The 21,710-nt window shown below is 32.1% G+C and carries 27 protein-coding genes; 18 read left to right on the plus strand and 9 right to left on the minus strand.

Going from position 1 to position 21,710, the window contains the following annotated elements; translation table 11 throughout:
- Positions 1-11: 11 nt before the first annotated feature.
- The 3 genes from QZ824_RS05950 to QZ824_RS05960 form a co-directional block, all read right to left on the minus strand.
- Entirely contained in the window at positions 12-542 is a 531-nt protein-coding gene (locus QZ824_RS05950) for a DUF4136 domain-containing protein (RefSeq protein WP_291275103.1), read from the minus strand.
- A gap of 39 nt (positions 543-581) precedes the next feature.
- On the minus strand, positions 582-2,567 hold the full coding sequence (locus QZ824_RS05955; protein WP_291275104.1) for a urocanate hydratase: 1,986 nt from the start codon (positions 2,565-2,567) through the stop codon (positions 582-584).
- Positions 2,568-2,754: 187 nt separating this feature from the next.
- The gene (locus QZ824_RS05960; RefSeq protein ID WP_291275105.1) at positions 2,755-2,943 is read right to left on the minus strand and encodes a DUF5522 domain-containing protein; all 189 of its coding nucleotides are present in this window, start codon (positions 2,941-2,943) and stop codon (positions 2,755-2,757) included.
- Between the two features lie 144 nt (positions 2,944-3,087).
- Between QZ824_RS05960 and QZ824_RS05965 the strand changes: the two genes are divergently transcribed.
- Genes QZ824_RS05965 through hemL form a run of 3 tightly spaced genes read left to right on the plus strand, consistent with a single transcriptional unit; the run spans position 3,088 to position 6,117 of the window.
- Entirely contained in the window at positions 3,088-3,984 is an 897-nt protein-coding gene (locus QZ824_RS05965; RefSeq protein WP_291275106.1) for a pyridoxal-phosphate dependent enzyme, read from the plus strand.
- Positions 3,981-4,829: a glucosaminidase domain-containing protein gene (locus QZ824_RS05970; RefSeq protein WP_291275107.1), complete on the plus strand. Its 849-nt coding sequence runs from the start codon at positions 3,981-3,983 to the stop codon at positions 4,827-4,829. Before QZ824_RS05965 ends, QZ824_RS05970 begins: the two co-directional genes overlap by 4 nt.
- A 1-nt stretch (position 4,830) precedes the next feature.
- Positions 4,831-6,117, plus strand: coding sequence for a glutamate-1-semialdehyde 2,1-aminomutase (gene hemL, locus QZ824_RS05975; protein WP_291275108.1), 1,287 nt, complete (start codon positions 4,831-4,833; stop codon positions 6,115-6,117).
- 35 nt (positions 6,118-6,152) lie between these two features.
- On the opposite strand, the gene QZ824_RS05980 is transcribed toward hemL, so the two are convergent.
- Positions 6,153-6,485, minus strand: a complete 333-nt coding sequence (locus tag QZ824_RS05980; RefSeq protein WP_291275109.1) for a hypothetical protein — start codon at positions 6,483-6,485, stop codon at positions 6,153-6,155.
- A gap of 73 nt (positions 6,486-6,558) precedes the next feature.
- The gene (locus tag QZ824_RS05985) at positions 6,559-6,963 is read right to left on the minus strand and encodes a DUF4890 domain-containing protein (RefSeq protein ID WP_291275110.1); all 405 of its coding nucleotides are present in this window, start codon (positions 6,961-6,963) and stop codon (positions 6,559-6,561) included.
- Positions 6,964-7,069: 106 nt separating this feature from the next.
- Between QZ824_RS05985 and QZ824_RS05990 the strand changes: the two genes are divergently transcribed.
- The 4 genes from QZ824_RS05990 (at position 7,070) to QZ824_RS06005 (ending at position 10,738) form a co-directional block, all read left to right on the plus strand.
- A complete protein-coding gene (locus tag QZ824_RS05990; protein WP_291275111.1) occupies positions 7,070-7,459 on the plus strand; it encodes a hypothetical protein in 390 nt (129 codons plus the stop codon).
- A 297-nt stretch (positions 7,460-7,756) separates the two neighbouring features.
- Entirely contained in the window at positions 7,757-8,542 is a 786-nt protein-coding gene (locus QZ824_RS05995) for an MbnP family protein (protein WP_291275112.1), read from the plus strand.
- A 163-nt stretch (positions 8,543-8,705) separates the two neighbouring features.
- Positions 8,706-9,740, plus strand: coding sequence for a cytochrome c peroxidase (locus QZ824_RS06000; RefSeq protein ID WP_291275113.1), 1,035 nt, complete (start codon positions 8,706-8,708; stop codon positions 9,738-9,740).
- A gap of 11 nt (positions 9,741-9,751) precedes the next feature.
- Complete coding sequence (locus tag QZ824_RS06005) at positions 9,752-10,738, plus strand: transporter (RefSeq protein WP_291275114.1); 987 nt, start codon at positions 9,752-9,754, stop codon at positions 10,736-10,738.
- 45 nt (positions 10,739-10,783) lie between these two features.
- Here QZ824_RS06005 and QZ824_RS06010 read toward each other — a convergent pair whose 3' ends face one another.
- Positions 10,784-11,152, minus strand: a complete 369-nt coding sequence (locus tag QZ824_RS06010; RefSeq protein ID WP_291275115.1) for a cupin domain-containing protein — start codon at positions 11,150-11,152, stop codon at positions 10,784-10,786.
- An 11-nt stretch (positions 11,153-11,163) separates the two neighbouring features.
- The gene (locus QZ824_RS06015; RefSeq protein ID WP_291275116.1) at positions 11,164-11,532 is read right to left on the minus strand and encodes a DMT family protein; all 369 of its coding nucleotides are present in this window, start codon (positions 11,530-11,532) and stop codon (positions 11,164-11,166) included.
- Positions 11,533-11,811: 279 nt separating this feature from the next.
- Here QZ824_RS06015 and QZ824_RS06020 point away from each other — a divergent pair, with 279 nt between their 5' ends.
- From QZ824_RS06020 to QZ824_RS06060, 9 genes are all read left to right on the plus strand, one after another.
- On the plus strand, positions 11,812-12,642 hold the full coding sequence (locus tag QZ824_RS06020) for a MotA/TolQ/ExbB proton channel family protein (protein ID WP_291275117.1): 831 nt from the start codon (positions 11,812-11,814) through the stop codon (positions 12,640-12,642).
- Positions 12,643-12,680: 38 nt separating this feature from the next.
- Positions 12,681-13,310 carry a biopolymer transporter ExbD gene (locus tag QZ824_RS06025; RefSeq protein ID WP_291275118.1) on the plus strand — a complete coding sequence of 210 codons (630 nt, stop codon included), beginning with the start codon at positions 12,681-12,683 and terminating at the stop codon, positions 13,308-13,310.
- Positions 13,311-13,330: 20 nt separating this feature from the next.
- Positions 13,331-13,882, plus strand: a complete 552-nt coding sequence (locus QZ824_RS06030; protein ID WP_291275119.1) for a biopolymer transporter ExbD — start codon at positions 13,331-13,333, stop codon at positions 13,880-13,882.
- A 22-nt stretch (positions 13,883-13,904) separates the two neighbouring features.
- Positions 13,905-14,747, plus strand: a complete 843-nt coding sequence (locus QZ824_RS06035) for an energy transducer TonB (RefSeq protein WP_291275120.1) — start codon at positions 13,905-13,907, stop codon at positions 14,745-14,747.
- Between the two features lie 6 nt (positions 14,748-14,753).
- A complete protein-coding gene (locus QZ824_RS06040; protein WP_291275121.1) occupies positions 14,754-14,984 on the plus strand; it encodes a hypothetical protein in 231 nt (76 codons plus the stop codon).
- Positions 14,977-15,393 carry an energy transducer TonB gene (locus QZ824_RS06045; RefSeq protein ID WP_291275122.1) on the plus strand — a complete coding sequence of 139 codons (417 nt, stop codon included), beginning with the start codon at positions 14,977-14,979 and terminating at the stop codon, positions 15,391-15,393. The genes QZ824_RS06040 and QZ824_RS06045 overlap by 8 nt, the downstream gene beginning before the upstream one ends.
- Entirely contained in the window at positions 15,390-16,277 is an 888-nt protein-coding gene (locus tag QZ824_RS06050) for a PstS family phosphate ABC transporter substrate-binding protein (RefSeq protein ID WP_291275123.1), read from the plus strand. Before QZ824_RS06045 ends, QZ824_RS06050 begins: the two co-directional genes overlap by 4 nt.
- 12 nt (positions 16,278-16,289) lie before the next feature.
- Positions 16,290-17,981, plus strand: coding sequence for a tetratricopeptide repeat protein (locus QZ824_RS06055; protein ID WP_291275124.1), 1,692 nt, complete (start codon positions 16,290-16,292; stop codon positions 17,979-17,981).
- A gap of 134 nt (positions 17,982-18,115) precedes the next feature.
- On the plus strand, positions 18,116-18,748 hold the full coding sequence (locus QZ824_RS06060; protein ID WP_291275125.1) for a 7-carboxy-7-deazaguanine synthase QueE: 633 nt from the start codon (positions 18,116-18,118) through the stop codon (positions 18,746-18,748).
- 27 nt (positions 18,749-18,775) lie between these two features.
- Here QZ824_RS06060 and QZ824_RS06065 read toward each other — a convergent pair whose 3' ends face one another.
- Positions 18,776-19,480 carry a class I SAM-dependent methyltransferase gene (locus QZ824_RS06065; protein WP_291275126.1) on the minus strand — a complete coding sequence of 235 codons (705 nt, stop codon included), beginning with the start codon at positions 19,478-19,480 and terminating at the stop codon, positions 18,776-18,778.
- A gap of 82 nt (positions 19,481-19,562) precedes the next feature.
- Here QZ824_RS06065 and QZ824_RS06070 point away from each other — a divergent pair, with 82 nt between their 5' ends.
- Positions 19,563-20,057 carry a YkgJ family cysteine cluster protein gene (locus QZ824_RS06070; protein WP_291275128.1) on the plus strand — a complete coding sequence of 165 codons (495 nt, stop codon included), beginning with the start codon at positions 19,563-19,565 and terminating at the stop codon, positions 20,055-20,057.
- A gap of 1 nt (position 20,058) precedes the next feature.
- Complete coding sequence (locus tag QZ824_RS06075; RefSeq protein ID WP_291275127.1) at positions 20,059-20,469, plus strand: PH domain-containing protein; 411 nt, start codon at positions 20,059-20,061, stop codon at positions 20,467-20,469.
- Positions 20,470-20,495: 26 nt separating this feature from the next.
- Here the strand turns inward: QZ824_RS06075 and QZ824_RS06080 are convergent, their stop codons facing one another.
- Positions 20,496-21,704, minus strand: coding sequence for a DUF1343 domain-containing protein (locus QZ824_RS06080; RefSeq protein WP_291275129.1), 1,209 nt, complete (start codon positions 21,702-21,704; stop codon positions 20,496-20,498).
- Positions 21,705-21,710 lie beyond the last annotated feature (6 nt).

Consider the following 21,710-nt stretch of genomic DNA (forward strand, 5'->3'; position numbering starts at 1 on the left):
AAAATATTCTATTATTTTTTTAATTGTTGTGGGGGATATTGTTCCAAAATCTTAGAAACAAATTCTTTAATTCGTTCTTCTTTTTTATCTGTATTTGAACTTAAATAACCTGTTCCTTGGCCCTGCCAAATTAGCTCTTTTGTTTTGGCGTCGATAATGTCTATAAATAAAGTTCCTTCGGGTGTTGTAATTGCTCTACTGTATCCCATTCCCCAACCAGGACCCCAGCCCCAGCCCCAGCCAAAACCATAATTTTGGTAAACATCAACTACTTCTCTTTCTTTTGTGAAAATGCTGATTAATAGATCAGGAGTTTCAGATTTTGCGAATCCTTTGGTAGCCATTACATCGTCAATAGCATATAAAATTCTTTTTTTATCTAAATCTGATATTTCAGCTTGATCAATACCGCTTTTAAAATAGGCATAAGTTTTGTAGGCCTCAAAATTGGCTTTTTTATCATAATCTGCATTAACTCTAACAGAAGTGCATGAGATTAAAGATAAAAAACTAAGAGTGATAAATAATTTTAAAATTTTCATAATCAACTTTTTAAGTTAAAGATAGCTAATTTTTTTAAACTACAATAAATTTTCATCCACAAAATTAGGCAAAGTCACTTTTAATAAAGGTTGTACTTTCATAGCTCTTTTTATAGCAAAAATGGCTCCTTCATTTTTAGCCCAACTTCTTCTAGAAATACCATTGTTTACATCCCAGAAAAGCATAGATTCTAATCGTCTTGAAGCTTCTTTTGTGCCATCAAGAACCATACCAAACCCGCCATTTATTACTTCTCCCCAGCCTACTCCGCCGCCATTGTGAATTGATACCCAGGTGGCACCTCTAAAACTATCTCCGATAACATTGTGTATAGCCATGTCTGCTGTAAAACGTGAACCATCGTAAATATTAGATGTTTCTCTATAAGGAGAATCTGTTCCCGAGACATCATGATGATCACGACCTAAAATAATATAACCAATTTCACCCTTTGCAATAGCTTGATTAAAAGCTTCTGCTATTTTAATTCTTCCTTCTGCATCTGCATATAAAATTCTAGCTTGTGAACCTACTACTAATTTGTTTTCTTGAGCGCCTTTAATCCATTGGATATTATCCGCCATTTGTTGTTGGATTTCTTCTGGAGCGGATAGCATCATTTCTTCTAATATTTTACAAGCAATGGCGTCTGTTTTAGCTAAATCTTCTGGTTTTCCTGAGGCACAAACCCATCGGAAAGGACCAAAGCCATAGTCAAAGCACATTGGTCCCATAATATCTTGAACATAAGAAGGGTATTTAAATTCACGTCCTAATGTTGGATGATCATTCATTACATTGGCTCCTGCTCGTGAAGATTCTAATAAAAAGGCATTTCCATAATCAAAGAAATAAGTTCCTTTTTCAGTATGTTTGTTAATGGCTTCAGCATGACGACGCAGCGTTTTCTGAACTTCGCTTCTAAATTGTTCTGGTTGATTAGCCATCATGTCATTAGATTCTTCAAATGTGAATCCGATAGGGTAGTATCCACCAGCCCATGGATTATGTAACGATGTTTGATCAGAACCCAAGTCAATATGAATATTTTCTTGATCAAACTTTTCCCAAACTTCAACGACATTTCCAAGATAAGCAATAGACACAACTTCTTTATCGACTAAAGCATTTTTTACTCTTGTAACTAATTGATTAAGGTCTTCTATTATTTCATGAATCCAACCTTGTTCATGTCTAATTTTGGTTATTTTAGGATTAACTTCTGCACAAACAGTAACACAACCAGCAATTGTTCCAGCTTTTGGTTGAGCACCACTCATTCCTCCCAATCCAGAAGTTACAAAAAGACCACCAGTTGGTGATTTCTTAATTTTTCTAAATCCATTCAATACAGTAATAGTGGTGCCATGAACGATACCTTGTGGGCCAATATACATATAGCTTCCTGCTGTCATTTGTCCATATTGTGATACTCCTAAAGCATTCATTTTTTCCCAATCATCTGGTTTGGAGTAATTTGGAATAACCATTCCATTTGTTACTACCACTCGAGGTGCTTCTTTGTGTGAAGGGAATAATCCCATGGGATGACCAGAATACATAACTAAAGTTTGCTCGTCAGTCATCTCTGCTAGGTATTTCATCGTTAGACGATATTGTGCCCAATTTTGAAATACGGCCCCGTTACCACCATACGTAATTAATTCATGGGGATGTTGTGCTACAGCATAATCTAAGTTGTTTTGAATCATTAACATAATCGCCTTGGCTTGTTCACTTTTTCCAGGATATTCAGCAATTGGACGTGCATACATCTTGTAGTCAGGACGTAAACGATACATATAGATTCTACCATAGCGTTCTAATTCTTCTTTAAACTCAGGTATTAGTTCGGCATGATGTTGTGGATCAAAATAGCGCAATGCATTCTGTAAAGCTAATTTTTTTTCCTCTGCAGTTAGTATATCTTTTCTTTTTGGTGCATGATTTATGGTTGGGTCATAGGCCTTTGGTGATGGTAATTGAGATGGTATTCCTTCTAAAATTTGATCTTGAAATGTCATGATTTGTTTTTTAAATAATGATTAAATGGGAAAATATTCGATAGGGATAGGAGGTAACTAACTTCATGTCTTCCATAAATTTTTCTAAGTTAGTATTAAAAAACCTACTCAAATCAATAACTAAGGATAACGAATGTCAGAACGATGGTACGTTCTGAAAATTTTTATTCGGTAAGAAAGTATTTTGTTATCCATTTTTCTTTTTATTCATGTCATCTGTTTTTTTATTAAATCCGTAGGGGCAATGTCTGCATCCACTTTTGCAACAATATCCTCTTTTTAGATGATATTGTTCTGTAAAACACTTGTAGCCTTCCGGGGTATAATAAAAATCTTCCCCTTCTTTCAAGGAATTTGGATTTAAGTCAGCATTCATGCCAACAAATTTAAATATTTGTTTTATATGTTAAGAATGTTTTATTAAAATAATTGAAAAAGGTATTGTACAATTTAGTTGTTCTTTAATGAAAAAAATAGTTTTAAATTTGTTGAGTCTCTTGAGTACTATTTTCAAAAGCCAATGCCTGAAATTATCAAACTTAATATTGCGTTTCCAAATGCCATTGAACTTTTTGTGAAAAGAGAGGATTTATTACATCCAATCATTTCAGGCAATAAGTTTCGAAAAATGAAATACAATTTGCAAAAAGCAAAAGAGATAAAGGCTACTACGCTTCTGACTTTTGGTGGAGCTTTTTCTAATCATATAGTAGCAGTTGCAGGAGTTGGAAAAGAATATGGTTTTCAGACAATAGGAGTGATTAGAGGGGAAGAATTGGAAAATCAAATTGAAAATAATCCGACTCTGTTTTTAGCGCAGAAATTAGGAATGCGTTTCCTATTTGTAGACAGAACCACCTATAGAAATAAAACAAATAATGCGTTTATTGAGCAACTTAGGAGCCAATGGGGTAACTTTTATCTTTTGCCAGAAGGCGGGACTAATGAATTAGCTATTTTAGGTTGTGAAGAAATATTATCTAGCGCAACAAATAAATTTGATTATATATGTACTGCAGTTGGTACAGGTGGTACAATTTCTGGAATTATTAATGGCTCTAATGAAAATCAAAAGATTATTGGTTTTTCTTCTTTAAAAGGTGATTTTTTAAAGGAGGATATTAGTAAATTTGTACACAAGAATAATTGGCATATCAATTGTGACTATCATTTTGGAGGATATGGTAAGGTGAATGATGTTTTAATTCAATTTATAAATGAATTTTATGCAAAAACTCAAATACCATTAGATCCTATTTATACAGGAAAAATGATGTATGGAGTATTTCAGATGATTGAGAAGGGGAGTTTTCCCGCTTTTAGTAAAATTTTAGCCATTCACACAGGTGGTTTACAAGGCATTGCTGGAATGAATCAATTGCTTGCCAAAAAAAATAAAGAATTAATTGTGCTATGATAAAAAAAATCATTTTATTTTCATTGATACTCTCTTTAGCTGCATGTGGAGGTTCAAAAGTAAGAACATCTAAACCTGTTTCTAGTAATAAAAAGTCTACAGCTTCAGGAAATAAATCTAAGCCAGTTTCTAATCATTCTAATGGGAATAAAGCATCTTCTGGTGAAATTTTGGTGGCAACATCAAAAGTTAAAGCAACTACAGAAGATGTGAAAAAATATATTGAAGATTTTAAAGAAACTGCTAAATCTAATATGAAGCAACATGGAATTCCAGCAAGTATAATTATGGCGCAAGGAATTTTAGAGTCTGGAGCTGGTTTTGGACGTCTATGTCGTGAGGCTAATAATCATTTTGGTATAAAGTGTCATACAGGATGGACTGGTGAGTCTGTTACTCATGATGATGATGCATTGCAAGAGTGTTTTAGGAAATATAAAGATCCTGCGGAATCTTATAGAGATCATGCCTTATTTTTAAGTTCAAGAAAGCGTTATGAATCATTGTTTAAATTAGACAAGGGAGATTACCAGTCATGGGCCAATGGTTTAAAACAAGCAGGTTATGCTACAGATACTTTGTATCCTTCTAAATTAGTTGGTATTATTGAGCGTTATGAACTATATAAATTAGATAATGAGGTTTTAGGTAGAAATTATAAACCTCTTCCACGAGTGGAAAATTCAAATAGCGTTTCGTTCTCAGAGAGCGAATATATTGTTCAGAAAGGAGATACTTTGTATTCACTTTCAAAAAAATTTAATATTACAATTGAGCAGTTAAAGCAGTTAAATAATATATCAGAGAACGCCATTTCAATTGGACAAAAAATTAAAATAAAATAAAATGTTATATAAAAGAAGTAGCCAACTTTTTGTTGAAGCCAATCAGGTTATTCCAGGAGGAGTAAATTCACCAGTGCGTGCCTTTAAAGCTGTGGGAGGAACACCTATTTTTATAAAAGAAGCTAAAGGAGCATATCTATACGATGAAGACGGAAATAAATATATAGATTATATCAATTCTTGGGGACCAATGATTTTAGGGCATGCTCACGAACCTGTTGTTAATGCAGTCGTTGAACGTGCTAAAAAGGGAACATCTTTTGGAACACCAACAGCTTTAGAAACCAAAATTGCCGAATTAGTTGTGTCAATGGTACCTGGAATAGATAAAATTCGTTTTGTTAATTCAGGAACTGAGGCTTGTATGAGCGCAGTCCGTTTGGCAAGAGGATATACTAAACGGGATAAAATTATCAAATTTTCGGGATGTTATCATGGGCATTCTGATTCTTTTTTGATTGCAGCAGGAAGTGGTTTAAGTACATTTGGGGTTCCTAATAGTCTGGGGGTTACTCAAGGAACGGCAAAAGATACATTGTTAGCTAATTACAATGACATTGAACATGTGAAAAGTCTTTTTGAAGCGAATAAAAATGAGATTGCAGCTATTATTATTGAGCCTGTAGCTGGAAATATGGGGTGTATTCCTCCTAAATCAGGTTTTTTAGAACAACTTAGAACAATTTGTTCTGAAAGTGGAGCACTTTTGATTTTTGATGAAGTAATGACAGGTTTTCGTTTGGCAAAAGGAGGAGCTCAAGAGCTGTTCTCTATTCAAGCAGATATTGTTTGTTTTGGTAAAGTAATTGGAGGAGGGCTACCTGTTGGTGCTTTTGCAGGAAGAGCAGAAATCATGGATTATTTATCTCCTTTAGGGCCAGTTTATCAGGCTGGTACATTATCTGGTAATCCGTTAGCTATGGCAGCTGGATTGCAAATGTTAACAGAGTTAAATGAAGATCAAGAAATTTTTAAAAGATTAGATGAAAAAACAGCCTTTTTAGAGAAAGGTATGCGAGAAGTGTTAATTAAAAATCAGGTAGCATTTACAATTAATCGTGTAGGATCCATGATTTCTGTTCATTTTGATGCTAATCCAGTTTATGATTTTCAAACTGCTAAGAATGGTGATAACGAAACTTTTAAAATATTTTTTCATGAATTGCTGAAACGAGGAATTTACATCGCTCCTTCTGCTTATGAAACATGGTTTATTACAGATGCTTTAACTTATGAAGATTTGACCTATACGATTAAATGTGTAGATGAAGTTTCTCAAAGGTTATAAATAAAAAATCCCGATTTAAATCGGGATTTTTTATTTTAATGAGTTAATTTTTTCAATAACTCTGGATTTTTATCGAGTTTTTCCATTTGAGCAGGTGTCAATGTTGCTCTAATTTTTAAATCAATAATTCTTGCTAATTCTGTTTTTCTTTCATCAGATATGTTCTCATTAAGTAAACGGAATTTGTGCTCAAATAAACGGAGGAAATTTTCAACATCTTCACTGTTTAACCTAAGGTATTCAGCCATTTCGGTTACATTTTTTTTTGCTTCAACCGCTGCGTCTACTTTTTTAAATGCTTTGTCTTGAGCACTAGCGTTTAATGTAAATGCAAGGAATAAAACTAGAGTTCCAAGTATTTTTTTCATTTTCTTAATTGTTAATAGTTTCACCAAAGCTAAACTTTTTTTTTAAAATAAAAAAATTTAGAAACTGAAAAAATTATTTATTACCGTTTTTTCTGTAATTTTTTGCTTTTTCAAGGCGTTCATTTTGAAGTGTTTCCCATTTTTTGTATTGTTCTTCAGTTAGAACTCCTTTAAGTTTTTCTTTCAATTCACTTCTGCTTTCTTTGAGTTCGCTCATCGCTTTTTTGCGACGTACTTTTTTTGCCTCAATTTGTTCACTTTTGATTTCCTCTTTTTTTGCTTCTAAATTAGCATGATGTTCTTTTAAAATAGCATTGACTTTTTGCTTTTGTTCTTGGTTTAATGTTAAATCTTTTGCCATTTTTTTTGTTTGAATTTCAGCTCGTTCTTCTGGAGTAGCATCTTTAAACTTTCCTTTGTCTTGAGCAAAAGACACTCCAGTAACAACAAGTGCAAAAACTAATAAATACTTTTTCATAATTTTAAAAATTTAAAGTTGATTATAGGACAGTAAAAAAGGATAAAGGTTTAATTTTTATGATAAAAATCAATTAAAGCTGAAATGTGATTTGTATATTTGTGCCGTGAAATATTTCGGATTCATAATCGCATTCTTTATTTTAGCTAAACCCGTTTTGCCATTGGTAGATTATTGGGTAAATTATGATTATATAGCCAACGAGCTGTGTGAAAACAAAGCTAAACCAGAAATGCATTGTGATGGAAAATGTCACTTAAAGAAAGAATTAGCAAAGGCTGTAGAAGATGAAAAATCAACTTCATCTTCAGATAAAAAAAATACTTCTAAGCAAGAAGTTGAAGTGCTTTTTTTTGAAAACAAAATTCTTCAACTTTCAAAAGTTTCATTAACATCTACTTCAAAAGAGGTTGATAATCATTATCAAAATTTATATGGTTACTTAACAGCTCATGCTGTTTTTCATCCACCAACTGTTTATACTTCTGTTTTATAATTGAATTTCTCATTTTAGGGTACTTTTTTACTTATTTAGGTGTAAAAAAGAAACGCCCTTTTTGTACAAGTCAATGAATGTGCAGGTACATTGAGCGTTTCTAAATTCAATTCATTCATTCAAATTTACCATACTATTTCACTTATTTCAAAAAAAGTGTGATAGAAATAGCTTATTTTCTATTAATATATTCAATTAGTAGACACAAAATAGCATTCGGTTTAAAATGAATCGTTTATTATAGTACTATTTTGTTACCTATAACGAAGTAGAATTAATCTTTTAAAATTTAAAATAATGAAAGCAAAATATATTAAAATCATGGTTGTATTAATTACAACGTTATTAACTTTTTCATGTTCAAATGATGATAATGCATCAAATGAAGCTACTGGTTCAGGAAATTTAAAAATAGAGTTTGACCAAGTTTATGGTGATGCTGATTTTATTCCTGGTACCATTTACACAAACTCTAACGGTGAGGCGGTAAAGATTTCAAAAGCCAAGTACATTGTTAGTAATATTGTACTTACTAAAGAAGACGGCTCAACAGTTACAGTTCCTAAAAGTCAAAGTTATTTCATAGTAGACGAATTTACATCTGCGTCAACTTTGTTGAATTTGCCTAACATTCCTGCTGGAAATTATACCAAAATTAAATTTGGAATTGGTGTGGATCAAGAGCAATTTAATTTAGGTGCTGCAGGACAAGGAAATTTTCTTACTACAGCTCAAGACGCTGGAATGATGTGGTCTTGGAGTGCTGGTTATAAATTTTTAGCTCTTGAAGGAATGTTTACTTCTGCCACACAAACTACAGAAGCAATGTTCCAAGTTCATACAGGACAAACAGGAACAAATTATAACTATGCAGAAATTACATTAAATTTTCCAGACAAAGCTTTAGTTCGTACTACGATTACTCCTCAAGTGCACATCATGGCTGATTTAAAACAAGTATTGGACGGAACAAATAAAATCAATTTGTCTGAACAAGCTATGGTTATGGGGGGGGCAAAACTCGCTTTAGTTACTGCTAACTTGGCTGCTATGTTTGAAGTTCATCACGTACATAACGATTAATTTTTAAAAGCGCAATCCTGCCATTCATTGCAAGTCCTCAGTCTTACAGGTCTTTTTCTACATCTTTTACAAGAGTTGCTTAGGTCGCTTTGTAATAAATTATGAAATAGCACCTGTAATTCTTCTGGGCTTTATATTGCTGTCAGGGCAAAACATAAATACGATGCAAAAGATATTTTTAATACTCCTTGCTTTTATGGTGTGTGGTTGTTCAAATGACGACGACGAATACCAAAATGTACCCCTTTCTTTCCAAGTGCCAAGTAATTTTCCAGAATTGGCCTATGATTTAAGTAATAATCCTTTGACTCAAAAAGGATTTGAATTAGGGAAGAAGTTGTTTTATGATGGTCGATTATCTTCTGATGGTATAGTTTCATGTGGATTTTGCCATATTCAAGCAGATGCTTTTACACATCACGGGCATAGCTTTAGTCATGGTGTTGGTGATAATATAGGAACTCGTAACACGCCTCCTATTCAAAATTTAGCCTTTCAAACAGCATTCATGTGGGATGGAGCTACGACTCATCTCGATTTGCAACCCATCATTCCTTTGACGAGTCCCATCGAGATGAATGGTAGCTTCTCTCAAATTATTGCTATGATGAAAGCAGATCCCGTTTATGTAAAACTATTTAAGCAAGCCTTTTCAGATGGTCAAATTAATTCAGAAAACATGCTCAAAGCTTTAGGCCAATTCATGGTAATGGCTGTTTCTTCAAATTCTCGTTTTGATAAATTTAGAAGAAATGAACCTGGAGGTGTATTGTCAGAGGACGAGTTAGAAGGGTATGCCATTTTTAACCAAAAGTGTGCCTCATGTCATGCCACAGATCTTTTTACCGATAATAGCTTTAGAAATAATGGTTTGAGTATTAATCCACAAATTAATGATGTTGGGCATTATCGTGTAACGGAATTGTTACAAGATAAATATAAGTTTAAAGTGCCAAGTTTGCGAAATATTGAAAAAACAGCTCCCTACATGCACGATGGTCGTTTCTACACCTTAGAGGCAGTATTGAATCATTACTCCAATGGCGTACAAAATAATTTAAACTTAGATTCTTCTTTAAATACGAATGGAACCTTAGGGATTCCACTTACTAACGATCAAAAAGCTAAAATAATAGTTTTTTTAAAGACGTTAACAGATCAACAATTTTTAACAGATCCAAAATTTGCAGAATATTAATTCAATTTAAAATGAAAAACATAATCATAATTTTGTTTGGTATATTATCCTTACAAGCACATGAAAAACCTAAATTTGCTTCTGAAACAACTAATCCAATACGTGTGGAAAGTCCATATTATTTTGGAAAACGCATTGTAAAAACCAACTACTTCGATGATTGTGATGCTTGTGGTTGTTCAGCTAGTGGTGGAAGTATGGGGTTTGCTTCAATGTTGAATTCTAATTTTGTGGGTGTGCGTTATTTTAATCAACACTATCGTTCTAACGATGGTTTGTATTCTAATTCACCTTGGTTGGAGGAACAATTTAATACGGTTCAAATTTGGGCTCGTATTCCTATTGTAAAAGGGTTTCAAGTTTCAACATTATTACCTTATCATTTTCATAATAGAGATACCAAAAATGGAAATCAAGAAATAAGTGGTTTGGGAGATATCACCGTTTTAGGATTACTTACAGTTTATCAAACACATAAAGATAGTACTATTCTTAAACACAATTGGCAAATTGGTACAGGTTTAAAAATGCCTACGGGAGCTTACAAAGAAGTGAATGCTGGAAGTGTAAATCCAAGTTTTCAAGTAGGGACGGGAAGCTGGGATTGGTTGTTTTCAACGGAATATGTGTTGAAATATAAAAAAATTGGAATCAATACGATGATGAACTACGTGGTTAAAACCCAAAATAAGAAAGAATACCGTTTTGGTAATCAGTTTAATTATGGTGCTACTTTTTATTATTTATTTGAAAGTAAGGAATTAGCTATTGCACCTCAATTAGGCTTAGCAGGAGAAGTGTACTCAAGTAATTACCAATATGGACAGAAAGTGCGAAATACGACTGGTGATATTCTTTTTGGAAAATTTGGATTAGAAATTGGATGGAATAGATTTTCTCTAGGGGCTACTTATTTTGCGCCTATTAACCAAAATTTAATGGCGGGCTTAGTGGAAGCTAATTCAAGGTGGAGTTTGAATTTTAACTATAAAATTTAAAGAAAAAAAGAGGGCTTAAATTAAATTAAAGCTCTCTTTTTATTTTTACTCTTCTATTTCTCGATGAACGGAACTTGGATTGAAAGCAGGAGTGCAAATGGCAATGTATTCACAGACTTCTTCAAATGGGTTGGCATATTGAATTCTTGTGTTTTTTTCTATTTTAATAGATTGCCCTGCTTCAAGTATGATGATTTCATCTTCAATGGTAAATTGTTTTTTACCTTTAATAATATAAGTATATTCATCAAATTCAGGTGTTTGAAAAGGTTCACTCCATCCAGGAGGAGCAATCATATGTGCAATTGAAATTACAGCATTTTTTGTGCTAGCTAAACCATGATGTTCTTCAATTATTTTTCCATCAGTTGTTGGAACTATAAAAGGTTTTTTTTGAATGAAATATTTTTTCATAGTTAAAAGAGTTATTTTTTAAAAATAAAATATACCGCCAAAATTAAAAATAAAAAACCCACGGCATGATTCCATCTAAAACTTTCGTTCTTAAAAAAGAGCATTGAAAAGATAACAAAAACAACTAATGTAATAACTTCTTGTATTACTTTTAATTGCATTAACGAAAAAGGACCACCATTTCCTTGAAAGCCTATTTTATTAGCTGGTACTTGAAAACAATATTCAAATAAAGCTAATCCCCAACTGATTAAGATAATTGTAATCAAGCCTGTGTTTTCAAACCATTTGAGGGATTTGAATTTTAAATGCCCATACCAGGCCAAAGTCATAAATATATTTGATAAAAGAAGTAAGCCTATGGTGATATAACTTTTCATTTTACTGTTTTAAAAGGTTTAGGTTAACTATTTTAGTTGGTAATTTTTCTTTATTTTACCTATTTTTTTCTGAATTTAATTACAATACAAATGTTGTAAATTTTTTTTATAAAAAAACATAATTAACATTTTTTGGTATAGTATTTGTTACGAAAATTATCTTAATGTTAATTTTTGTGAATTTAGTTTTTTTTTAAAGTCTATTTCATATAAATTTGCGACCAAACATAATTCAAATTAAATAAATTATTAATCAATTTTAAACTAAAAATTAAGAAAATGGCACAGGATTTAAAAGTTTCTGGAGAGAACAAAGAAAACAAAGGGGCAAGTATTTTTGCAGCAGCTACTATTTTAGTATGTTTAGTAATTGGATTCCTAGTATGGAAATTCGTTATGGGAGCATCGGCTAACTTCGAAGGTGGAGATCCAGAAAACGGACACCCACTACCTGGAAACTATTTAGGAATGGTTTATAAAGGTGGTATGATTGTACCAGCATTAATGGGATTATTATTAATGACATTAGTTTTCTCAATTGAAAGATTTTTTGTTATTAGCAAAGCTGCTGGTAAAGGAGATTTAGAGAAATTTGTTAAAAATGTATTAGGACAAATCAAATCTGGTGATGTTCAAGGAGCAATTGCTTCATGTGATTCACAACAAGGTTCAGTAGCAAACGTTGTAAAAGCAGGTTTGTTAAAATCTGAGCAAGTAAGAAAAGATGGTTTAGATGTAGAAAAAGCTACTGAAAATATCACTAAAGAGGTAGAGCAAGCAACATCATTAGAAATGCCAATGTTAGAGAAAAACTTAACAATCTTATCAACATTAGTGTCTATCGGTACATTGTTAGGGTTATTAGGAACTGTATCTGGTATGATTAAAGCATTTGCTGGATTAGCAACTGCAGGTACACCAGACCAAGCTCAGTTAGCAAATGGTATCTCTGAAGCGTTAATCAACACAGCTACAGGTATCTCAACTTCTACTTTAGCAATTATTGCTTACAACTACTTTACATCTAAAATTGATACTTTAACTTACTTTATTGATGAGGCTGGTTTCGCTATTTCTCAAGCTTACAAAAGAGCTAAAGGAAGCAACTAATTTTCAATAAATACTAATAGTTAAAATATAATTTAAAGATGGCAAAGGTTAAAATATCTAAAAAAAGTACAAAAATAGATATGACTGCTATGTGTGACGTAGCGTTTCTATTGTTGTCCTTTTTTATCATGACATCAACTGCAAAAGTTCCTGAGCCAAAACCAGTAGATACACCTGCTTCTACAGTACAGGCAAAATTACCTGAACATGATTTAGCAACAATTACTATTGGGGATAGCGCTGTATATTTCAGTATGACTGATAGAGATTTAAGGGTTAAAGCTCTAGAAATCATGGCGGATAAATACGGTATGGAATTTTCAGAAGATGAAAAGGCAAAGTTTGCACTTATCGATGGTTTCGGTGTGCCAATGGATGAATTGAAATCGCTAATTGCTTTACCAGGAGCAGAAAGAAATAGAGAAGGTTTACAAAAAGGAATTCCTTATGAAACACCTGCAGATTCAACAAAAAAGAGTCAGCTAGGGGATTGGGTTCTTTCTTCTCGTGAAGCATTAGTTGAATTAAGAACAAAAGATTTAAAGTTTGCTATTAAAGCAGATGGTAAAGAAAAATATCCTACTGTGAAAAAGGTGTTAGACATGATGCAGAAGCAAGAAGTGAACAACTTTTATTTAGTTACAGGATTAAGAAGTGAAGATTTTTAATTAGAAAATAAAGAAATAACATGGCAGAATTAAATACCGGCGGCGGCGATAAAGGCGGCAAGGTAAGAAGTAAAAAGTCGAACCCAGGGGTTGACTTAACAGCGATGGTTGACTTGGCTTTCTTGTTAATCACATTCTTTATCTTGACTACTACATTGTCTAAACCGCAATCTATGGATTTAGCCTTACCAGATAAAGATCAAGATATAAAAGATGAGAAACCACCTGAAACTCCAGCTTGGAGAACTTTAACGGTAGTTCTTGGGAAAAATAATAAATTAGTTTATTATATCGGTCAAACGAATAAACCATTAAAAGGACCAATTCTTGAAAATTACGGAGGTAAAGGGATTAGAAAAGCAATTTTGGCTCAACAACAAGAAGTAAAAGGGAGAGTTGCTGATCCAGAAAAGGAAACTTTAACAGTGTTAATCAAAGCAAGTAAATCTTCAAATTATAAAAATTTAGTAGATATCTTAGACGAAATGGCTATTACAAAAACAAAAGTATATGCTATTGTAGATACTACTCCTGAAGATTTAAAAATGCTTGAAGATAAAGGAATTAAATAACCTAACTTTTAAATAATATTATATGAGTTCTAAAATAAACTTATTCCACGATAGCTGGTTAAATACAGTTTTCGAAGGACGTAACAAAAGTTATGGTGCATACGAATTAAGACAAACAAATCCTAAAGCAACTATATATGCTTTACTTTTGGGGGCATTGTTTTTTGGTTCGGCAGTTTCTTATCCTTTAATTAAAAGTTATTTAGACAAAGCTTCTGAGGAAGAAGAAAAAGAAAAAATAACCAAAGTTGAGTTGAAGAAAATTGTTGAACAGAAAAAAGACGAACCTAAAGAAATTCTTGAACAAAAGGTAGAGCCTGTTAAACAAACAAAATCAATTGTTGATGTTGTTAAAATGGTACCACCAGTTGTTGTGGATAAACAAACGGTAGAAACACCACCACCATCTATTGATGATTTAAAAGATAAAAAAACAGGTGCTAGTGATGTTAAAGGATCAAATGATGCTGATGCTGGAATTCCTTTAGATGGTTTGGCTAGTGATGTTAACGTTGCTGCTGATAATACAGATTATTCGCAAATCTTTACTTCAGTAGAAGTTAACCCAGAACCACCAGGTGGAATTAACGCCTTCAGAACAAAAGTTCAAAACGGTTTGTTAGGAAGCTTAGGTGATATTGAAGAATCGATTAACGGTTCAGTTAGAATTAGATTTGTTGTTATGGAAGATGGTTCTTTGGGTAACTTCGAAGTTTTAGAAGAAAGTCCAAAAGGCTATAAATTAGCAGACAAGGCTGTTCAACAAATAAAGAAATCTCCTAAATGGAAAGCTGGGGTAATGAATGGTAGAAATGTAAAAGTATATTATAATTTCCCATTGAAGTTTAATATTTCGGCAGAATAATAAAAAATGAATAATATATTCAATAACTTTAAGCAGAAATCGCCTAAACAGCGATTTCTGTTTGTTTTAGGACTAGTGATGATACTTGCTTATTTAATTATTGCCAGTATCTTTATCTTTTGGGAATCCATGCCAGTAACAGTGCCTTATTCGAATAGATTGGCTTTCGGTGTTTTATTGGTAGTATATGCTATTTTTAGATTTTACAGATTTAATACAACTTTTAAAGATGAATAAATGGTTTCTTGTTGTTTTTTTCATAACAACACATTTTGTTAACGCTCAAAATTCTTCTATTTCGTCTAGTGAAAGTACTGCTACTAATCAAGATGTTATCAGGGCTCAACCTATAAATGGAATAAATCATTTCAGAAACTTTGTGATAGATGAAATATTGAAAAGTTTCGTTCATTCACAAAAAAAATCAATACAAGCAAAAATAGTAATTAGATTCTCAGTAAATGAACAAGGAGAGTTAGTCGACTTTGAAGTGTTAGAAAACCAGTCTAAATCTAAATTAAAAATTGCAGAGAAAGCTGTTTTAGCAATGAAAAAGTATCCTAAATGGAACCCATCTTATAGAGATGGAAAACCAACAAAAATGAGCTGCACCTTTCCTATTAATTTAAATATTACGATGGAATGAAAAGAATTGTTTTAATAATTGTGTTTGTTTTCTTTACTTTTTTTTCGTGTAATAAATCATCTAAAGAAGTTAACGAGACAATCACCACAGGTCAGCTCAACGTTTGGGTTGATGAAACGTTATTGCCCATTATGGAGGAACAAAAAGCTGTCTTTGAAAGTCAATATAAGTATGCAAAGGTAAATCTTATTAGTAAATCTGAAACTGAAATTAGTAAAGCTATTGTTGAAGGAAAAGCTGATTATTTTGTTTTAGCAAGAAAATTAAACGCTAATGAAACTAGTTATTTCAAATCGAAAACTATTCTTGGAAAAGTTACTCCAATTGCTAAAGATGGTTTAGCCTTGATTGCTAATAATAATGATGATATTAAGCAAATTAGTTTGATAGAATTAGAGTCTTATTTTAAAGGAGATACATCTGTAAAAAAATTAGTTTTTGACAATGCGAATTCTAGTACTTTAAGTTTTTTAATGGAGAAGTTTAAGTCTAACTCTTTACCAAAAAATAATGTTAGTGCTTTCACTACTAATACAGAAGTAATTAAATTTGTTTCGGAAAATGAAAATGCTATTGGATTTGTTGGTGTGAATTGGTTAACTAACGTTGATCTTGAAACCGAAAATAGATTAAAAAACATTAAAGTAATTCCATTAGTTAATGATAAAAAAGAGTTGGTAAAGCCTTCACAATCAAGTCTTGCATTAAATGATTATCCTTTAACAAGAACTATTTTTGTGTTAAATTATCAAGGGAAGTCAGGTTTAGGCATGGGATTTGCTTCATTTGTAGCTGGTAACATTGGTCAGCGAATCATTTTAAAGTCAGGATTATTGCCTGAGCATATTCCAACCAGAGAATTAAAAATTAGAAAAAAAATATAAACTTAGAATAATATGAAAAGTGTAGTATTAGCAAGTACGGTAGCTATTTTAAGTGCAACAGTAGTAAACGCACAGGACATTGAACAAGTAAAAAAGACCATCGATGCAGAGAAATATTCTGAAGCTAGAAAATCTTTGAAAAGCATGATTAGTTCTTCACCCGATAAAGGTAGAAATTATTTTTATTTAGGTCAGGTTTACTTAGATTTAGACAAGCAAGATTCTGCAAAAATATATTTTGAAAAAGGAAGAACTGCTAAAGATGCAGGCCACCTGAATCTAATAGGGTTAGCTCATGTTGAATTAATGAATGGAAACAGAACGGGAGCTAATGAGCATATTACGGCTGCTTTGCAAAATGCTAAAAAGAAAGATACTGAAGAACAGATTTTTATAGCAAGGGCCTATTTGAATCAAGAACATCCAGATCATTCCAAAGCTGTCGAAGCTGCAAAAAAAGCTGTTGCAAGTGATCCTAAATCAGCATTAGCGCAATTAGTTTTGGGTGATGCTCAATTAGGTAATAAAAATGTGAACGATGCTTATTCAGCTTATAGAAATGCTTTTGATTTAGATAATACTTTATTACGTGCTAAATTACAATTGGCAATGATTACTAGAAATGCAAAAGCGTATCCAGAATCTATCAAAGCAATAAATGAAGTTATAGCTATTAATCCTAACTATGGTCCAGCGCATAGAGAATTAGCAGAAACTTATTTTGCATGGGGATATTCTGATCCTAAAAAATTTGAAGAAAACACAGCAAAGGCTTTAGAGTCATACAGAAAATATATGACTTTAACTGATACTTCTGTTGATTCAAGAATGCGTTATGCTGATTTCTTAATTATTACAAAAGATTGGAAAGCATTGGAAGCGGAGGCTCTAGCTATTCAAAAGATGGATAAAGTAAATCCTAGAATTTACAGATATTTAGGTTTTGCATCTCTTGAAACTGGAAAGAATGAGGCCGCTATTAATGCATTTAATGAGTTTTTTGCTAAATCAAACCCGAGAAAAATTAGAGGAAGAGATTATCTAGGAATAGCAAAAGCTAAAATGTCTTATGCTGTTGATGCAAATGGTGTATTAAATAATCCAACTAAATTTAATGAGGCATTAGTTGATTTGCAAAAAGCAGCTGAATTAGACCATAGATTATCTAATGAATTCAGTGAACTAGGTGTAAAAATGTATAAACAAAAAGCATATTTAGAGGCGGCTAAGTTATTTGAATTAGCTCTAAAACATAAAGAGTCTAGAACATATACATTAGACAACTATTATTATGGACAATCTATTTTTATCGCTTCAATTGATAAAACTGCTGACCAAAAGGCAGCAATGAAACCGGAGTTTGAAAAGGCAAATGCGGCTTTTGCAGAAGTAATTAAAAATTCTCCTAATACCCAAGATGCTTATTTAAACAAAGGAAAATTAAATCGTGTGATTGATACAGAGCAATCTAAAAAAGAAGCATTGTTAGATTATGAAGGATACGTAAAAGTAGTAACATCTAAAGGTGAAGCGGAACTTGCTAAGGAAGCAGTAAAGAAAAATTTATTAGAAGCATATACATTTATCGGTTCTAGTTATGCAACTACAGATAAAGTTAAAGCCATTGCTGCTTTTGAAGAAGCAAAAAAAATAAATCCAACAGATGCTTACATCACACAATCTTTACAAGTATTGAAGAAGTAAAACATATAATTATTTAAAAAGGTCGGTAGTGAGCAAACTATCGACCTTTTTTGTTTTGTTTAAAACCAACTTTTTAGTCCTAAACTTGTTACAGCCCTAACTTTACCTTATCTTTGCAGACTATTTTTTAAAAAATGTTACAAAAAGAAATTCAATTAGCAGTAGATAAAGGAGTAATGTTACCCTTGATGGAAGAGTTTTATACCATCCAAGGAGAAGGATATTACACAGGAACTGCAGCTTATTTTATTCGTGTTGGAGGATGTGATGTTGGTTGTCATTGGTGTGATGTAAAAGAAAGTTGGAATGCTGATTTGCATCCGCCAACTGCAATAGAACATATTGTGACCAATGCAAAGAAATATGCAGAAACAGTTGTGGTAACAGGAGGGGAACCTCTATCTTGGAACATGCTACCATTGACTACCGAATTAAAAAGACAAGGGCTCCGTATTCATATTGAAACATCAGGAGCTTATGAAGTTACAGGTGAGTGGGATTGGTTTTGTTTATCTCCAAAAAAAACAAAACTGCCAACACAAAGCGCCTATGATATAGCCAATGAATTAAAAATCATCATTCATAATAAACACGATTTTCATTTTGCTGAAGAGCAAGCTGCAAAGGTTAATTCCAATACCATACTTTTTTTGCAACCAGAATGGAGTAAAAAAGAAGAAATGACTCCCTTAATTGTTGATTATGTGATGAATCATCCTAAGTGGCGTGTGTCTCTTCAAACTCATAAATACTTGAATATACCTTAATAAAAAGATTGAAGAAATTCAATCTTTTTATTTTGTAATTCTAGCTAAATAATCAAAATGAGAACCTTCTATTATTAATTCACAATTTAAGCCATGAACATGAGCTGCATTTTGCAAAGTGTTGTAATCTAGATAAAGCCAGTTAAAAGGATCTTCGTTTTGTTTTTTATATGTAATTGTAAAACTTAATTCGCCATAATAGCCATTAGCTGGAACTTCATATGCACCATCTTCATCTTGATCATACATATAAATTAGATCGGAACTATCAATTAAAATTTGGCCATCATCAGAGAGAAGTTCTTTAAGATGATTTAAATACTTTGAAATTTGTTGCATGCTGCCAAAAATTCCAGTACCATTCATTAACAATAAAATAGTGTCAAACTTTTTGCTGGTATTAAATGATAATAATTCTATAGCTAACGCTTTTTTTACTCCCCTTAATTGACAGGTTTGAATTGCTTTTTGAGAAAAGTCAATTGCTGTTACTTCAAAACCTTTTTCTTGTAAATATAAAGCGTGACTTCCAGCTCCACAGCCAACATCTAATATTTCTCCTTTTGCAAGTTGAAGCGCCTTTTGCTCAATTTTTGGCATTTCATTGTATTTTCGAAACATATAGGAAATCTCCATTTCATCTGCCTCTGAAATTGATGTTTCAGTAATAATATTTTCAGGAGCATTTTGGGTTTGGTAGTCTAATAGGGCTTGACCAAATAAATCTTTCATATGATAAATTAAAAATCAGTGTGCTTTGTAAAGCATTCTTTAATTAAAGTGATAACTTTGTATTTCTAAATTTTGCAATATGTTGAAGCCGTCTTTAAATGAAATACAAAAACTAGCCAAAGATAAGCATAACGAAAACAAAAAGTATTTCGATAAGTTAAAAAAGAAAGTTCCTAAAAATTTAGACTACGTAATGCAAGAGTTACATGAAAATGAATTTAAAAAAACGAATTGCTTAGAATGTGCAAATTGTTGTAAAACGACAGGGCCATTATTTACCTCTGCAGATATTGAAAGAATTGCTAAGTTTTTAAAATTAAAGCCACAACAATTTATTGCGCAATATCTTCGAATTGATGAAGAGCAGGATTATGTATTGCAAAATGTACCTTGCACATTCTTAGATCATGAAAATTATTGTATGATTTATGACGTAAGACCGAAAGCGTGTCGTGAATTCCCTCATACTGACCGACAAAAATTTCATCAAATTTCCAATTTAACTTTGAAAAATGTAGCAATTTGCCCTGCAACTTATAATATCGTTGAGCAAATGAAAAAGAAATTACCTTTGTAATATGAAAAAAGTTTTTGCTTCTAAAGTTGACATAGCATTGCCAATTTTATTTGTTGTGAGTTCTATTCCAGCAATTCTCATTGGAATAACAGAAAAAGATTGGGTTTTAATAGCTCTTATGATGGCTGTTTTTGCTATGGTTATGTATTTGTTGTTTGATACTTATTATGTCATTACTCAAGGAATTTTAAAAGTTCATTCTGGATTTATTGTAAATAAAAACATTTCAATTGAAAGTATAAAATCTATTAAGAAAACGGATAGTATATTGAGTGCTCCCGCTTCTTCATTGACCGACAGAATAGAGGTGTGTTATGGAAATTCAAAAACTATCATTATATCACCAAAAGAGAAATTGATTTTTATTGAAGAATTACAGAAACAAAATTTAGAAATTAAAGTTGAGTTATAGTAAAAGTTATTTGTTTTATTATCTTTCTATTCATAAATTAAATATTTTTTTCTCATTTCTTTGAATTGTTCTAAGCCCTCTTGCCATGTCTTTCTAATTTCTTTTTCGGTCATACCTGCTTCAATTTGCTCTCTGAGTTTTTTTGTGCCAGCTAATTTGGTAAAGAAATCATTAAAAAAAAGGGTCTTATCACTTGTGTTTTCATAGGTTTTTAATAGCCATTTTAATTCTAATCGGTGTACTTTTTTAATTTCGCTTAAATCTTCTCCAAAGCACAGTTTTCCATTGTGAACTGGATCTTTTGCACCCAAGTTAGGTTTTGGTGTGAAACTAAAAGTAAATTCTCGATAAGGTAAAAAAGGAGAACCAAAAATTTGAAACTGCTTTTCTGTTCCTCTACCTACACTTACATTGGTTCCTTCAAATAGACATAAACTGGCATATAAATTAATGGATTGATCATTGGGTAAATTAGGTGAAGGTTTTATAGGTAAACTATATTTCATATCTCTCGTATAGTGTAAACAAGGGATTATTTTTAAATCACATTGTACACCATCTTTTAGCCATTTTTCTCCGTTAATCATATTAGCGTATTCGCCAATCGTCATCCCGTGTAAAATGGGAATTTCATGCATACCAACGAAGCTCTTGTGTTCCTTTTCTAATATTGGTCCATCAATTATAGTTCCATTAGGATTTGGGCGGTCTAAAATCAATAGTGGAATATTGTTTTCTGCGCAAGCCTCCATTACATAGTGAAGAGTAGAAATGTAAGTGTAAAATCTAGCGCCTACATCTTGTATGTCGAATAACATTATGTGTATGTCTTTTAATTGTTCTGGTTTAGGTTTTTTATTAGAACCATATAGCGAAATGATGGGTAAACCAGTTTTAATATCTTTCCCATCTTTAATAAGTTCTCCAGCATCTGCGGTTCCTCTGAAACCATGTTCAGGGGCAAATATGGTCGTTACCTTTATGTTCTTTGTTAATAAAAAATCAACAATATGGGTAAATTCATTAGGAAATTGTGGATTTGGATGATTAGGAATTACTCCAGTTTGATTAGTAACAATTCCTATATTTTTATCTTTACAAGCTAAAATGTATTGTTCAAAACGTTCTGCACCAATAATTATCGAACCTTTATGTCTTTCAACTGTTTGATTAGTATCGAAAGTTAGATCTTTTGAAGAATGAGAATCCAATTTTCTATTGGTTGAACAAGAAATTAATAG

Origin of the sequence: Flavobacterium sp. (genome assembly GCF_021151785.1) — a bacterium.
GTDB lineage: Bacteria > Bacteroidota > Bacteroidia > Flavobacteriales > Flavobacteriaceae > Flavobacterium.

What these genes read in the sequence shown, in the direction of transcription:
- QZ824_RS05950 (WP_291275103.1), bottom strand. Translation starts at nt 542, where the DNA reads ATGAAAATTTTAAAATTATTTATCACTCTTAGTTTTTTATCTTTAATC.
- QZ824_RS05955 (WP_291275104.1), bottom strand. Translation starts at nt 2,567, where the DNA reads ATGACATTTCAAGATCAAATTTTAGAAGGAATACCATCTCAATTACCA.
- QZ824_RS05960 (WP_291275105.1), bottom strand. Translation starts at nt 2,943, where the DNA reads ATGAATGCTGACTTAAATCCAAATTCCTTGAAAGAAGGGGAAGATTTT.
- QZ824_RS05965 (WP_291275106.1), top strand. Translation starts at nt 3,088, where the DNA reads ATGCCTGAAATTATCAAACTTAATATTGCGTTTCCAAATGCCATTGAA.
- QZ824_RS05970 (WP_291275107.1), top strand. Translation starts at nt 3,981, where the DNA reads ATGATAAAAAAAATCATTTTATTTTCATTGATACTCTCTTTAGCTGCA.
- hemL (WP_291275108.1), top strand. Translation starts at nt 4,831, where the DNA reads ATGTTATATAAAAGAAGTAGCCAACTTTTTGTTGAAGCCAATCAGGTT.
- QZ824_RS05980 (WP_291275109.1), bottom strand. Translation starts at nt 6,485, where the DNA reads ATGAAAAAAATACTTGGAACTCTAGTTTTATTCCTTGCATTTACATTA.
- QZ824_RS05985 (WP_291275110.1), bottom strand. Translation starts at nt 6,963, where the DNA reads ATGAAAAAGTATTTATTAGTTTTTGCACTTGTTGTTACTGGAGTGTCT.
- QZ824_RS05995 (WP_291275112.1), top strand. Translation starts at nt 7,757, where the DNA reads ATGAAAGCAAAATATATTAAAATCATGGTTGTATTAATTACAACGTTA.
- QZ824_RS06000 (WP_291275113.1), top strand. Translation starts at nt 8,706, where the DNA reads ATGCAAAAGATATTTTTAATACTCCTTGCTTTTATGGTGTGTGGTTGT.
- QZ824_RS06005 (WP_291275114.1), top strand. Translation starts at nt 9,752, where the DNA reads ATGAAAAACATAATCATAATTTTGTTTGGTATATTATCCTTACAAGCA.
- QZ824_RS06010 (WP_291275115.1), bottom strand. Translation starts at nt 11,152, where the DNA reads ATGAAAAAATATTTCATTCAAAAAAAACCTTTTATAGTTCCAACAACT.
- QZ824_RS06015 (WP_291275116.1), bottom strand. Translation starts at nt 11,532, where the DNA reads ATGAAAAGTTATATCACCATAGGCTTACTTCTTTTATCAAATATATTT.
- QZ824_RS06020 (WP_291275117.1), top strand. Translation starts at nt 11,812, where the DNA reads ATGGCACAGGATTTAAAAGTTTCTGGAGAGAACAAAGAAAACAAAGGG.
- QZ824_RS06025 (WP_291275118.1), top strand. Translation starts at nt 12,681, where the DNA reads ATGGCAAAGGTTAAAATATCTAAAAAAAGTACAAAAATAGATATGACT.
- QZ824_RS06030 (WP_291275119.1), top strand. Translation starts at nt 13,331, where the DNA reads ATGGCAGAATTAAATACCGGCGGCGGCGATAAAGGCGGCAAGGTAAGA.
- QZ824_RS06035 (WP_291275120.1), top strand. Translation starts at nt 13,905, where the DNA reads ATGAGTTCTAAAATAAACTTATTCCACGATAGCTGGTTAAATACAGTT.
- QZ824_RS06040 (WP_291275121.1), top strand. Translation starts at nt 14,754, where the DNA reads ATGAATAATATATTCAATAACTTTAAGCAGAAATCGCCTAAACAGCGA.
- QZ824_RS06045 (WP_291275122.1), top strand. Translation starts at nt 14,977, where the DNA reads ATGAATAAATGGTTTCTTGTTGTTTTTTTCATAACAACACATTTTGTT.
- QZ824_RS06050 (WP_291275123.1), top strand. Translation starts at nt 15,390, where the DNA reads ATGAAAAGAATTGTTTTAATAATTGTGTTTGTTTTCTTTACTTTTTTT.
- QZ824_RS06055 (WP_291275124.1), top strand. Translation starts at nt 16,290, where the DNA reads ATGAAAAGTGTAGTATTAGCAAGTACGGTAGCTATTTTAAGTGCAACA.
- QZ824_RS06060 (WP_291275125.1), top strand. Translation starts at nt 18,116, where the DNA reads ATGTTACAAAAAGAAATTCAATTAGCAGTAGATAAAGGAGTAATGTTA.
- QZ824_RS06065 (WP_291275126.1), bottom strand. Translation starts at nt 19,480, where the DNA reads ATGAAAGATTTATTTGGTCAAGCCCTATTAGACTACCAAACCCAAAAT.
- QZ824_RS06075 (WP_291275127.1), top strand. Translation starts at nt 20,059, where the DNA reads ATGAAAAAAGTTTTTGCTTCTAAAGTTGACATAGCATTGCCAATTTTA.